We start from the raw sequence: 12,986 nt of genomic DNA, 5'->3' as shown, positions 1-12,986 counted from the left end.
GGTCTGTTTCGTGAATGGCCATTTCGTGCCGGCGCGAACGGATGTCCGCGCCGGCGCACCGCGACTTCGCTTAGTGATTCGACGTCGGGTCCGGTTCCGGCGGCAGCACCGCGTAGCGCTTGAAGCCGGGGCGCTCGGAAATGCGCTCGTACCACTTGTTGAAATTCGGCAGATCCGGCTTGCCTTCGAGTTCGAACGTGCTGTAGGTCTGCGCGAGCACGCCCAGCGCGATGTCGGCGATCGTGAAGTCTTCGCCGGTGATGTACTTCTTGCCTTCGAGGTATTCGTCGGCGATCGACCAGTTCTTCATCAGGCGCGCGCCCTGGGTGCGGACCGCATTCATGTCGCGCTTTTCCGGCGCCGTGCGGATCAGCGACGTGAACAACGGCACGATGTCCGGCCACAACGCGCCCATCGACCAGTCGAGCCAGCGGTTCACGTCCGCATGCAGCTTCGCGTTCGTCAGCGGATAGAACGACGCCGGACCGTACGTGATCGCCAGATAGCGCATGATCGAGTTTGATTCCCACAGCACGTAGCCGTCGTCGACCAGCGTCGGCACGAGGCCGTTGCGGTTCATCTTCAGATATTCCTCTTCGTTGGTGCGGCCGTACTGGCGGCCGGCATCGATCCGGTCGAATTTCAGCTCCAGATCTTCCAGGCACCAGAGGACCTTCTTCACGCACAAACCGCGCTCTCTGCCCCACACGCTGATCATGACAACCTCCATCAAATGACTGCACAGGAAAATGATGGCGACGGCTCGCAGGGAGCGTCGCCTGACTTGCTCAGGACTGCTTCAAGGTCTCGCGAAATTCCGGCACCGGCAGACCGCCCATGCCCCAGTTGTCGACGTTGATTTCATCGATCACGACGGTCGTCGTTTTCGGGTTCTTGCCGAGGGTTTTCTGCAGCACTTCGGTCACGCCCGCGATCAGCTGCTTCTTCTGTTCGCGCGTCACACCTTCATCGGTGATCTTGATGTTGACGTAGGGCACTTTGTTCTCCTGAAAGAAGTGAATCAGTCACACGGCACGAGATCGGCCACGCTGCGTTTGAGTCGCGTCACCGCCTGTTCGAGACGGCGACTGTCCTGCGCGAAACAGAGGCGGATAAAACCTTCGCCGCCGAGGCCGAACGCCCCGCCCGGCGCCACCGCGATCCGCTGTTCCCGTACGAGCCGCATCGCGAGTGCGCCGCTGTCCGTGAGCCCTTCGATCTGCACGAACGCATAGAAGGTCGCGGCCGGCGATCGATAGCGCACGCCGGGCACGTCGGCGAAGGCGGCGTCGACGATCGCGCGGCCTCTCGCGCAATACGCGCGGAAGTTCGCGACGAACGCGTCGTCCGCCAGCGCGGCGATTGCCGCACGTTGCGCGAACGGGGCCACGCCCGAGTGCGTGACCTCGATCAGTTCGCCGATTTCGTCGCGCAGGCCGTCGGGCACCACCAGCCAGCCGACGCGAAAACCCGTCATCGCCCAGGCCTTGCTGAAGCTGTTGCAAACCATCACGCGATCGTCGGGCTCTGCGTGATCGAGAATCGACGGCGCCGCTTCGCGACCGTCGAACACGAGGCGCGAGTAGACGTCGTCGGAGACGATCCACACGCCGAGCTTGCGGCACAGCGCCAGGATCGCCGCCAGATCCGCGTCGCTCGCGCACCAGCCGGTCGGGTTGTTCGGCGAATTCAGGAACAGCAGCCGGGCGCCGGCCAATGCGTGTTCGAGCGCGTCGAGATCGACCGTGAAGCCGGCCTCGCCGTGGACGAGCGCAACCTCCCGCACGACCGCGCCACGTGTGCGGGCCAGATTGGCCGGATTCGGCCAGGACGGCGACACCACAACCGCGACATCGCCTTCCCGAAGCAGCGCCGAAAAGGCGACGTTCACCGCGGCCATCCCCGATGCGGTTACGGCGATACGCGGCTCGGCCACCACGCGCCGGTGCAGCGTCGACAGATACGCGGCGAGGGCCGTGCGCAACACGGGCAGGCCGCGAATGTCCGGATAGCGCGTCTCGCCTCGCTCCAGCGCGTCCCGGAGCGCCGCGACCGCGCTCGCGGGCGCCGGGTGATCGCTTTCGCCGAAGCACAGGAAATCGACGTCGCCAAGACGGAACGCCTCGCGCGCGACCCCAACGAGCGGCGACGCCGTGCCGACCCGGACGATGTCGTCAGGCGCGCGCATCAGACGGCCAACGATTCCGCGCATGCGCTGGCATCGCGCGAGACCAGCGTGCTCTGCAGTTTGTCGAGATAGCGAGCCGACGAATTGAGGCGGATCAGCGCGCCGAGTGCGATCTCGCGCGCCACGCGCGGATCGTGATCGACGAGCGGCCGGATCACGTTGTCGAGCCACGCGCGGCCGTGAATCGCGTCGATGCGGATATGCAGATCGTGGTACGCGATCCCCTCCTCCGGCAAACCCAGTCGACGCCAGCCGGCGACCAGATCCTTGAAGCGGCGCGGCGCGAGATATTCGGTCACGCCGAAATAGCCGACCGCCTTGTAGTGATGCCGCTGGCTCAACACGAGACAGGCGGACAGGTTGCCCGACACGCGCGAATCGGGCAGCAGCGTGCCGTTCACGTAGTCGCTATCGATGCCGAGCGCGTCGAGCGTCTTGCTGAACAGATAGGTATGCACGCCGCTCGCGTCGCCGCAGCCCATCTCGTCGTAGTAGTTCTTGGCGATTTCCATTTTCTCGGTGCCGCTGGTGCCGACCTGCATCAGCGCGAGAATGTCGTCGAAACGCGGATCGAGCGTGGTTTCCTGAGCGAGAAAGACTTTCAGGCTCTCCACATTGGCGGCGTCGCGCAGATATTCGCGGTAGAACGTATGGACCGCCGCCGGATGGTCGGACATCGTGCGCTTCAGCCATTCGACAAAAGCCTCGCCCTCGGTCGGCATCGCCCAGAAAATGTCTTCGTCGATCGGATTGAGTTCGGCGTCGAGCATCGCGGCTTCCAGCAGGCTGGCGATATCCGCGAATAGCGGCGAAAAATCGATGTCGACGGTCGCGACGTCAGGAACCGAAAAGCGATAGTCGTAAATCGCGGCCAGCACGCGATGCAGATATTCCAGCCGGGCCGGATCGTCGCAACGCGCATCCAGCGCCAGGCGCCGGGTCGCATCGACGATGCGTTGGCGCAGCGGCATATCCAGCACATAAGCGGCGGTATGCCCCTGTTCGCGCCAACGCGCCGCCTGATTTCCCAAAGTATGCTGTTTTGCGAAGTCTTCGATAAAAGACAGGAGACAAATTTGCGGTTCCGTCATTTTCAGCGCTCCATTATGCTATTTGGGAAATAAGGCCTTGGAATAAATAGCATCGACCCGATTGCTTCCGTCGGCCGACCTCGTACGAATAAATGGGATGACGACGTCTGTTCTATCGACCCGGCGCCAAATGAAGTTCGGTCATAAGTTAATGAATGAGAATGGAAAGGGCCAGTCGCAAATTTTCAACCTCAGTTTCTTTTTCGAGAACGATATTCCGGCACTGTTTTTCGCGGATTATTTATGCGGGCTGGTTATTAATGAGGTAAATCCCTTGGGTCTTAAAGTTAATTCGCCGTGATACGCTGGCGACCTGATTTAAAACCGCGCTTCGCATTCAGGTCTCGTTCCACGCTATGACGCAACTGCTTAGAAAATTCGATCTCACGTCGTTGCGCCTGTTCGTTGCCGTTTGCCAGGAGCGCAGCATCGCGCGCGCCGCCGAACGCGAATGCATTACGCCGTCGGCGGTGAGCCGGCGCATTGCGGAAATGGAAGCGCTGATCGGGCTGCCGGTGGTGATCCGCGAGTCGCGCGGCATTTCGGTGACGCCGGTCGGCGAAGCGGTCGCGCGCTACGCGGAAGCGGTCATCACGAACCTCGAGAGCATGGAGGCCGAGCTGTCCCGTTACGCGACGGGCGCGAAAGGCAGCGTGCGCATCGTCGCGAATCTGTCGGCGGTGGTGCAGTTTCTGCCCGAGGACATTTCCTCGTTCAAACGGGTCTTTCCCGAGGTCGACATCGAGATCGACGAGCAGACCAGCGCCAACGTGCTGCGCAGCGTGCGGGAAGGCGACGTCGACTTCGGTATCTGCAATGCCATTCCCGGCACTGAGGGGCTCGATCTGCGCCGCTATCGGAGCGACCGGCTGGTATTGATGGTGCCTGCTGGCCATCGGCTCTGCGGCGCGACGACCGTGCGTCTGCACGAGCTCATCGGCGAACAGTTCGTCGGGCTGCGCTGCGATGCCGCGTTGATGAAATTGCTGGCGGAGCAGGCGCAAAAGCTCGACGCGACGCTCGACGTCAAGATCCGCGTCGGCAGTCTCGATGCGCTGTGCCGGATGGTGCATGTCCGGCTCGGCGTCGCGGTCGTGCCGCAGCAGATCGGCGAGTTGTACATCAACACGCTGAACGTGCAGCTCGTGCCGATCGCCGAGGATTGGGCGGTCCGCACGCTGATGATCGCGTGCCGCAACCACGAACGGCTCGCCGCGCCCGCGGCCGCGCTGGTCAATTTCCTGACCGGCAAACGCTGAGCCCCAGCATTCTCGTTTGGAGAATGCTGACATTACAACTTGGCAGGGGTCGGCGCGGCACCCGCGCACTATCATCGTTCGGCCTACACCTGAAAGGTTGGACCAGCGATGTTGCGGACTCTCCACGACAGCGCATGTGACGCGATGCGCCCGGCCCGATGTGGGCGCTGGCGCACTCGCGCGAACTTCGGCGTGCTCTGACGAGACGCCCCCCCGCCCGGCCAGGCGGCGAATCCGACCGAAAACCAGACGATAAAGAGAGACAGCGGCGATGCAACTCAAAACCCTCTTGAAGCATCTGGATCTGACGACCCTGCAATTGTTGTTGTCGATCCACCAGCACGGAACCCTCACTCATGCCGCGCGCCGCGAAGCCATCGCCGTTTCGGCTGCCAGTAAACGTTTGCATGAGCTCGAGCAGGCGCTCGGCGAACCGCTCTTCCTGCGCGAACGGAGCGGCATGACGCTGACGTTGGCCGGCGAGATCGTGCTGATGCATGCGCGCGAAATGATTTCGAGCGCTCAGCGGATCAACGCCGAACTGAGCGAGCGCGGCTTGCGAGAACATCGCACGGTGCGAGTCGCAGCCAATCTGTCGGCGATCATCCAGTTCTTTCCGGACGATCTGAACCGTTTCATGGAATTGCACCCGGACATCCAGATCAAGCTGAACGAAATGCCGAGCAGCAACGTGCTGCAGACGATCCGCGACGGCAACGCGGACCTGGGAATCTGCACGAATCCGGATTTCATGGACGAGTGCACCCACCTGCATCCGTACCGGCGCGATCGGCTCGTTCTCATCGCGCGAAGCACGCATCCGCTCGCGCAACGCCCGAGCGTGTCGTTCGTCGATACGCTCGATACCGACTACGTCGGCCTGCAAAGCGACTGCTGGGTCAATCGACGCTGCCAGCGCGCCGCGAGCGCGGTGGGCGACGCGTTCAAGGTGCGAGTCCAGGTCTCCGGCTTCGACGCGCTATGCCGGATGGTGCAGGCCGGGGTCGGTGTCGGGCTGGTGCCGTATGAGGTGTTTCGCTCGATCGGCCAGCCGCTCGGACTCGTCGCCGTCACCCTCGACGACGCATGGGCGGTACTCGAACTGCAGATCGCGGTGCCGCGCAGTCAGCCGATGTCGGTGCAGACCGCGATGCTGCTCGATCATCTGCGACGGACCGCGCGAGACGAGCCGTCCGGCACCGGCGACGCGCCCTGCCGTCTGCCGCCCCCGGCCGCGCGGATGCTTCACCGGCATGACGCGCTGCGCGGAGCGGCGGCATGACGACTGCGCCTATCCAAACCAGCCAGGCAACCCAGGACACCCAAACCACTCCGGCAAACCCAACCACTTCCGCGCAGCAAATGCTGGCCCGCGCGGCGCTCGCGGCCCTCTGCGCCGGCGTGGCGGCCTCGCCCGCACAAGCCGCCGACGCCGGCAATCAGGAAGTCTGCTACGGCGTCGCGACGGCGGGTCATAACGATTGCGCGAACACCACCTGCTTCCATTTGTGCTCCGGCCTGTCGCAGCACGACCGCGATCCGACCGAATGGACGATGGTCCCCAAAGGGACCTGCACGCAACTCGGCGGCAAGGTGCAAGCCGCGCCGCTCGCCTGCCATGCCGATGCAGCGTCGGACGCGTCGGAGGTCGACGCTTCCGCCGGCGCGTCGCTGTATGCGCACGGCGATACGGCTCGCGCGATCCCCGCGTGTGCCGCATGCCATGGACCCGCCGGCAATTCGGAGACGCCGGGCTACCCGAAGCTCGCCGGTCAGTACGCCGGCTATCTGGGCGAGCAACTGGGCGCATTTCGCAGCGGCGCCCGCAACCAGCCGCTGATGACCACCGCAGCCCGCGCGTTGACGGACGCGGATATCGCCAATCTGTCGCTGTACCTGTCCGCGCAGTTGCCCGCGCTCGGTCATGCCGGCGCCACGCATAGCGCCGCGGCGTCGGGCAAGCCGTTTCGCGACTGCCCCGATTGCCCGGAACTTGTGCCGCTACCGCCCGGCCGCTTCGTAATGGGTTCGCCGCCTAGCGAGACCGGGCGCTTTGGCAATGAAAAGCAGCATGTCGTCGATATCGCGGCGTCGTTTGCGATCGGCCGGTTCGACGTGACCTTCGCGCAGTGGGATGCCTGCGTGCGCGACGGCGGATGCCGCGCGTACAACCCGAGCGACGATGGGCACGGCCGCGACACCTACCCGGCCGTCAACGTCGATTGGGACGATGCGCGCGCGTATCTGGCGTGGCTGACGCAAAAAACAGGCGTCCGCTATCGCCTGCCGAGCGAGGCCGAATGGGAATACGCGGCGCGTGCCGGCACCTCGACCGCGCGCTGGTGGGGCGATGGACTCACGCGCGACGACGCCAACTACGGCCCCGACGTGTGCGAGCAGCAGACCAATTGCGGCGGCTATGCGCAAGGCGCCGACAAGTGGATGTACAGTTCGCCCGTCGGCAGTTTCCCGGCGAATCCGTTCGGCTTATTCGACGAACTGGGCAACGTCTGGCAATGGACGGCCGACTGCTGGCACGACGACTACACCGGCGCGCCGGGCGACGGCAGCGCGTGGGATGCTGCAGCCTGTAGCCGTCACGTGATACGCGGCGGGTCCTGGTCGAACGTGCCGTCTTTCGTGCGCGCGGCGAGCCGTGCCGCCGTCCCGACGACGGTACGGCGCGGTTATCTCGGCTTCCGGGTCGTGCGCGAAATGCCGGAGGGCGAAGTCGGGCAGCTTGCGAAATCGCCGTGATGACGAGCGGGAACGCATCGCGGTTGCAGTGAGGCGCGCATCGCTGTGCTTAGAGCTTTAAAACATTAGGGCATTGAGCGTTAGGACAGATGCGTAGGCGCCGATAAACGCCTACGCCTCACGCCTGCCGCGCATACGCCAGAAAATCGATGAACGCGCGCGTCACGGCCGAGCGCGAGCGCGTCTTATGCCAGAGCATGCCGACGTCCATCTCGGGAATCGGCGTTCTCAATTCTCGCGCTTCGATGCGCTTGCCTTCGAGCGACCACGGCCTGAAAACCATGTCGGACAGAATCGTGACGCCGAAGCCGTGCGACACGAAAGCGCGCATCGCTTCCATCGACCCGGTCCGCAGGATCACGTTCGGCGCGAGCTTTTCCTTCGTCCAGTAGCGCATGGTCGAGGCCTCCCCTTCATCGACGGTAATCATCACGTAGGGGTACTCGGCGATTTCGCCGAGGCTGGGCCGTTCGATCTTCGCGAGCGGATGGGACGGCGACACCCACAGCTTGCGAGGCGAACGGATCAGGCTGCGGTGGCCGAACCGTCCGATCTCGATCACGTTCGACAGCAGCGCGACGCCCACATCGACATCGCCCGCGAGCACCGCCTGTTCGAGACTCACGCGTTCGAGGTCGTGCAGTTCGAAGAACACGTTCGGGTAGCTGGCGCGAAACCGCGCGAGCACTTCCGGCAGGAAATAGCCCATCACCGTGTACGACGCCGCGATGCGCAGCACGCCGGCGACTTCGTGCGCGCGCGAGCGCGATTTGTGGACCGCGTCGTTCAGCGAGTCGAGCACGTGGCGCGCGTGATTGTAGAAATCGTTGCCGTCGAGCGTAATCGTGACGCCGTGCGCGTGCCGCTCGAACAGGCGCGTGCCCAGTATCTCCTCGAGCGCGCCGATGGCGGCCGTCACCGCCGACTGCGACACATGTTCTCTCGACGCGGCCATCGATACCTGTCCGCACTCGGCGGTGGCAACGAAGTACCGGAGCTGCTTCATGGTGATGTCGGCGGCCATCTGAAATTCAGATATCAGGTTGGTGAAAAATTGATTTTACGATGAAGACATGCATTCCTATACTGCGACCATCAAAAACATGGACGGAGACGACTCGATGGAATCGAGTGGCCGGGAAAGCAGTCCGACGGACAGCGGCAGCGACGGAAGCAACAGCAGCAATGGCAACGGCAACGAAAAGCCGGCCGTCACGCTGGAGGACAAATATCTGAAACCCAAGGGCCGCGTCTACATGACCGGCACCCAAGCGCTGGTCCGGATGCTCCTCGCGCAAAAGCTCCGCGACGAAGCCGCGGGCCTGAATACCGGCGGTTTCGTCTCCGGCTACCGCGGCTCGCCGCTGGGCGCGGTCGACCAGGAACTGTGGAAAGCGAAGCGCCACCTGGCCGGCAGCAACATCAAGTTCGTGCCCGGCCTGAACGAGGAACTGGCGGCTACGGCGGTGTGGGGCACGCAGATGGTCAACCTCGACCCGAACGCGACCGTCGATGGCGTATTCGCGCTGTGGTACGGCAAAGGCCCGGGTGTCGACCGCAGCGGCGACGTCTTCAAGCACGGCAACATCGCCGGCACGTCACGTCACGGCGGCGTGCTCGTCATTGCCGGCGACGACCACAGCTGCAAATCGTCGAGCCTGCCGCATCAGAGCGAACACGCGTTCATCGCCGCGATGATGCCGGCCCTGAATCCGTCCGGCGTGCGCGAATTCGTGGAGTTCGGTCTGCACGGCTGGGCAATGTCGCGCTACTCCGGCTGCTGGGTCGGCTTCAAGGCCATCACGGATACGATCGAAACCTCGGCGTCGTTCGAGATCGATCCGCTGGCCGTCCCCATCACCATTCCGGACACCTACCCGATTCCGCCCGACGGCTTTTCGATTCGCTGGCCGGATGCGCCGCTCGCGCAGGAGAACCGCCTGCAACGCGAGCGCCTGTACGCGCTGCTCGAATATGTGCGCGTGAACGGCCTGAACCGCCAGCCGTGGCACGCCCCCGATGCGAAGCTCGGCATCGCGACCACCGGCAAAAGCTATCTGGATACGCTCGAAGCCCTCGCGTTGCTCGGTCTCGATGAAACCACCGCCGCGTGCGCCGGCATCCGCCTGCTGAAAATCGGCGTGTCGTGGCCGCTCGAACCGCAGTGCGTGCGCGAATTCGCCGAGGGTCTGTCGGAAATCCTCGTCGTCGAAGAGAAGCGGCAGATCATCGAATATCAGATCAAGGAGCAGCTTTACAACGAACCGGTTGCGTCGCGGCCGCGCGTCGTCGGCAAATACAGCGAGGCGGGCGAATGGGTGCAGGTGCCGAAGGACGGCATCCTGCTGTCTCCGAATGGAGAGCTTGCGCCGGCCACGATTGCCGCGGTGATTGCCGCGCGGCTCGCGCGCATCGTCGGTGGCGCATTGCCGGCTACGGTGTCGAAGTTTCTGCTGCCCGACCACTGCGCGATGGCGGCTCACGCGAGCATGGACCCCACGCTGCCCGCGCGGGTGCCCTATTTCTGCTCCGGTTGTCCGCACAACACGTCCACCAAGGTACCCGACGGCAGCCGCGCGGTCGCCGGCATCGGCTGTCACTTCATGGTCATGTGGATGGACCGGCGCACGGAGACCTTCACGCAGATGGGCGGCGAAGGAGTGACGTGGATCGGCCAGGCGCCGTTTACGTCTACGCCGCACCTGTTCGCCAATCTCGGCGACGGCACGTACATGCACTCGGGGTCGCTGGCGATTCGCGCGTCGGTGGCGGCGGGCGTGAACATCACCTACAAGATCCTCTACAACGATGCAGTGGCGATGACCGGCGGTCAGCCGGTCGAGGGCGCGCCGTCGCCGTTGCAGATCCTGCAGCAGCTTGCGGCCGAGGGCGTCAAACAGGTCCATCTGGTCTCCGACGATATCGAACAGTTCGCCGACGCGACACTGCCGGCCGGCACTCGCCTGCTTCACCGCAGCGAGATGGATGCGCTGCAGAGGGAACTGCGCGAAGTGAAAGGCGTGACGGCCATCGTCTACGTGCAAACCTGCGCGGCGGAAAAGCGTCGTCGACGGAAACAGAAGAAGCTCGCGGACCCGGCGCGGCGCGTGCTCATCAATCATCAGGTCTGCGAAGGGTGCGGCGACTGCGGGGTCCAGTCCAATTGCGTGTCCATCGTGCCGTTCGAAACCGAACTCGGCCGCAAGCGGACAATCGATCAGAGTGCCTGCAACAAGGACTATTCGTGCGTGAACGGCTTCTGTCCGAGCTTCGTCACAGTCGAAGGCGGCAAGCTGAGAGCGGCGACGCGCACGAGAGCCGCCGCGCCGACCGGTCTGCCCGCGCCGCTTCAGCGGCCGCTCGAGCGGCCCTTCAATATTCTCGTGACCGGCGTTGGCGGCACGGGCGTCGTGACGATCGGCGCGCTGCTGGGGATGGCCGCGCACATCGAAAGCAAGGGCGTGCTCGTGCTCGACATGGCGGGCATGGCGCAGAAAGGCGGCGCGGTGATGTCGCACGTGCGCATCGGCGCGAGTCCGCGGGATCTGCATGCGGCTCGCGTGGCAGCGAACGAGGCCGACCTGATTCTGGGCTGCGACATGATGGTCGCGGCCGGCAGCGACGCGATCGCGATGGCGAACCGCTCGCGCACCATCGCGCTGCTCAATACCGACGTCGCGCCGACCGGCGCCTTCGCGCGAGATCCGGACTGGCAGGCATCGCCGGACGGCTTGCGCGCGCAGGTGGCCGCCAACGTGTCCGTGGTCGAGTCGGTGCAAGCGACCTCGATCGCCACCGCGCTGCTCGGCGACGGCGTCGCGACCAACATGTTCCTGTTGGGTTTCGCGTGGCAGAAAGGCTGGATTCCGCTGACGGAAGCATCGTTGCTGCAGGCCATCGAGTTGAACGGCGCGGCGGTCACGATGAACAAGGAAGCGTTCGCGTGGGGACGTCAGGCCGCGCTCGATCTCGCCGTGGTGCGCGAGGCCGCCGGTATGGAAAAACTCGCGCCGGTCCTGTTTATGCCGAGCCGCTCGAAGTCGCTCGCGCGTATCGTCGAGGATCGGATTGCGCGTCTGATCGCCTATCAGAATCGCCGCTACGCCGACCGCTATGAAGCGTTCGTGAACCGCGTCGCGGCGATCGAACGTGAACGCGTCGGCGGCGACGCCTTCACGCGCGAAGTCGCCGTCAGCCTCTACAAGCTGATGGCCTATAAGGACGAATACGAAGTCGCGCGGCTCTACACCGATGGCGAATTCGAGGCGACGGTGAAGGCTCGCTTCGAGGGCGAGGTCTCACTCAAATTCCACCTTGCGCCGCCACTGTTTGCGAAGCGCGACGAGCAGGGCCGTCTCATCAAGCGTCAGTACGGTCCGTGGATGATGACGGCGTTCCGTGCGCTGGCCGCTTGCCGACGACTGCGCGGCACCGCGCTCGACCCGTTCGGCTACAGCGAAGAACGTCGACACGAGCGCGCCGCGATCGAGGATTTCCGTGCGCTGGCGATGCAGCTTGCGCAGCAGCTGAACGGCGACAACCTGAAAACCGCGCTCGAACTGGCTGCCCTGCCGCAGTCGCTACGGGGTTTCGGTCACGTGAAGGAGCGCAATGCCGAAGCCGTGGCCGGCAAGCGAACGCGGCTTCTGAGCGAATTCGGGCAAGGTGGCGGGATCGCACATAGCGAGGGTGAGACGGTGGCTCAGGCGCTCGAACTGAATGGTTGAGCAGGCGGCCGGATCAGTCGTACCGGAACTAACAAGGCTAAACGCCGCTCATCGTCACGCTCAGCGCCGCAACTCCGCGACGATACGCTCCGCCAGAAATTCGCACGGCGGACGGTTCGACGCGGCGCTGCGCGCGAGCACGACTTCGAGGTTGCCGATCTCGGGCAAGCCATGCGCCTGCCCCAACAGCGTGAAGTGAGACGGCACCGCGCATTGGGCCAGCGGCGTAACGGCGAGACCGGCTTCGGCCATCGTCAGCAGCCCGAGCAGGCTCGGACTTTCGTACGAGGTTCGGTACGGAATCCGCGCCTGTTCGAGGCTGCGGATCGCCTTCTCGCGCGCGACGCTGCCCGGCAGAAACACGGCGATCGGCAACGGCCGCTCGCGCCAGATGTCGGTCGCACCAGGCGCGGCCGCCCACACCATCGGCTCGTGGCGCAGAAACTCGCCATGCAGACCCTTGACCCGGGTCGCGCAGACGAGGTCCACCGTGCCTTCCTTCAGCATCGGCTGCAACGCCATGCTGGGTAGGCCGATCACCTGAATCTCCACCTTCGGATAAGTCGCCGAGAATTTCTTCAGGATCGGCGGGAACAGCGACGACGCGTAGTCGTCCGGCACGCCGATCACGACGCGCCCGGTCACGTCCGGACGGACCACGGCGGCCCACGCTTCGTCGCGCAGCGCGAGCATCCGGCGCGCGTAGGTCAGCAGCACCTCCCCTTCCTGGGTCGGCACGACGCTGCGCGGGTGGCGCACGAACAGCGTCTTGCCGAGCACCGCCTCCAGCGCGCGGATCTGCATGCTCACCGCCGATTGCGAACGATGCACGAGTTTAGCCGCGCCGCTGATCGTGCCGGCATCGGCAACAGCGACCATCATCGATAGCACGTCGAGGTCAAGTGCCTTGATTTCGTTGGGCATTCGGGCAATCTATCAGAAAACCTGAACGATACCATCAAAA

Annotated in this window: 10 protein-coding genes; 4 read left to right on the top strand and 6 right to left on the bottom strand. The window is 64.4% G+C overall.

Translation table 11 applies throughout. The features are described 5' to 3' along the window. Positions 1-70: 70 nt before the first annotated feature. The 4 genes from HHL14_RS12905 to HHL14_RS12890 all read right to left on the bottom strand — a co-directional run bounded on the left by HHL14_RS12905 (position 71) and on the right by HHL14_RS12890 (position 3,279). A complete protein-coding gene (locus tag HHL14_RS12905) occupies positions 71-718 on the bottom strand; it encodes a glutathione S-transferase family protein (protein ID WP_169497999.1) in 648 nt (215 codons plus the stop codon). A 70-nt stretch (positions 719-788) separates the two neighbouring features. Then, positions 789-998, bottom strand: a complete 210-nt coding sequence (locus tag HHL14_RS12900) for a 2-hydroxymuconate tautomerase family protein (RefSeq protein WP_169497998.1) — start codon at positions 996-998, stop codon at positions 789-791. 23 nt (positions 999-1,021) lie between these two features. After that, entirely contained in the window at positions 1,022-2,212 is a 1,191-nt protein-coding gene (locus tag HHL14_RS12895) for a pyridoxal phosphate-dependent aminotransferase (RefSeq protein ID WP_206002302.1), read from the bottom strand. Beyond that, positions 2,188-3,279: an iron-containing redox enzyme family protein gene (locus tag HHL14_RS12890; RefSeq protein WP_169497997.1), complete on the bottom strand. Its 1,092-nt coding sequence runs from the start codon at positions 3,277-3,279 to the stop codon at positions 2,188-2,190. Before HHL14_RS12890 ends, HHL14_RS12895 begins: the two co-directional genes overlap by 25 nt. Positions 3,280-3,635: 356 nt before the next feature. Here HHL14_RS12890 and HHL14_RS12885 point away from each other — a divergent pair, with 356 nt between their 5' ends. The 3 genes from HHL14_RS12885 to bufA1 all read left to right on the top strand — a co-directional run bounded on the left by HHL14_RS12885 (position 3,636) and on the right by bufA1 (position 7,295). Continuing rightward, positions 3,636-4,538 carry a LysR family transcriptional regulator gene (locus HHL14_RS12885; RefSeq protein WP_169497996.1) on the top strand — a complete coding sequence of 301 codons (903 nt, stop codon included), beginning with the start codon at positions 3,636-3,638 and terminating at the stop codon, positions 4,536-4,538. A 271-nt stretch (positions 4,539-4,809) separates the two neighbouring features. After that, the gene (locus tag HHL14_RS12880; protein WP_169497995.1) at positions 4,810-5,820 is read left to right on the top strand and encodes a LysR family transcriptional regulator; all 1,011 of its coding nucleotides are present in this window, start codon (positions 4,810-4,812) and stop codon (positions 5,818-5,820) included. Further along, positions 5,817-7,295 carry a BufA1 family periplasmic bufferin-type metallophore gene (gene bufA1 / locus HHL14_RS32835; RefSeq protein ID WP_206002301.1) on the top strand — a complete coding sequence of 493 codons (1,479 nt, stop codon included), beginning with the start codon at positions 5,817-5,819 and terminating at the stop codon, positions 7,293-7,295. Before HHL14_RS12880 ends, bufA1 begins: the two co-directional genes overlap by 4 nt. A 118-nt stretch (positions 7,296-7,413) precedes the next feature. On the opposite strand, the gene HHL14_RS12865 is transcribed toward bufA1, so the two are convergent. After that, positions 7,414-8,319: a LysR family transcriptional regulator gene (locus HHL14_RS12865; protein ID WP_169497994.1), complete on the bottom strand. Its 906-nt coding sequence runs from the start codon at positions 8,317-8,319 to the stop codon at positions 7,414-7,416. 97 nt (positions 8,320-8,416) lie between these two features. Here HHL14_RS12865 and HHL14_RS12860 point away from each other — a divergent pair, with 97 nt between their 5' ends. Next, positions 8,417-12,022, top strand: a complete 3,606-nt coding sequence (locus HHL14_RS12860; protein WP_169497993.1) for an indolepyruvate ferredoxin oxidoreductase family protein — start codon at positions 8,417-8,419, stop codon at positions 12,020-12,022. Between the two features lie 60 nt (positions 12,023-12,082). Here the strand turns inward: HHL14_RS12860 and HHL14_RS12855 are convergent, their stop codons facing one another. Then, positions 12,083-12,946, bottom strand: a complete 864-nt coding sequence (locus HHL14_RS12855) for a LysR substrate-binding domain-containing protein (RefSeq protein WP_169497992.1) — start codon at positions 12,944-12,946, stop codon at positions 12,083-12,085. Positions 12,947-12,986 lie beyond the last annotated feature (40 nt).

Source organism: Paraburkholderia antibiotica (assembly GCF_012927125.1).
Lineage (GTDB): Bacteria > Pseudomonadota > Gammaproteobacteria > Burkholderiales > Burkholderiaceae > Paraburkholderia > Paraburkholderia antibiotica.
This window is presented reverse-complemented; position numbering and strand designations above follow the sequence as displayed.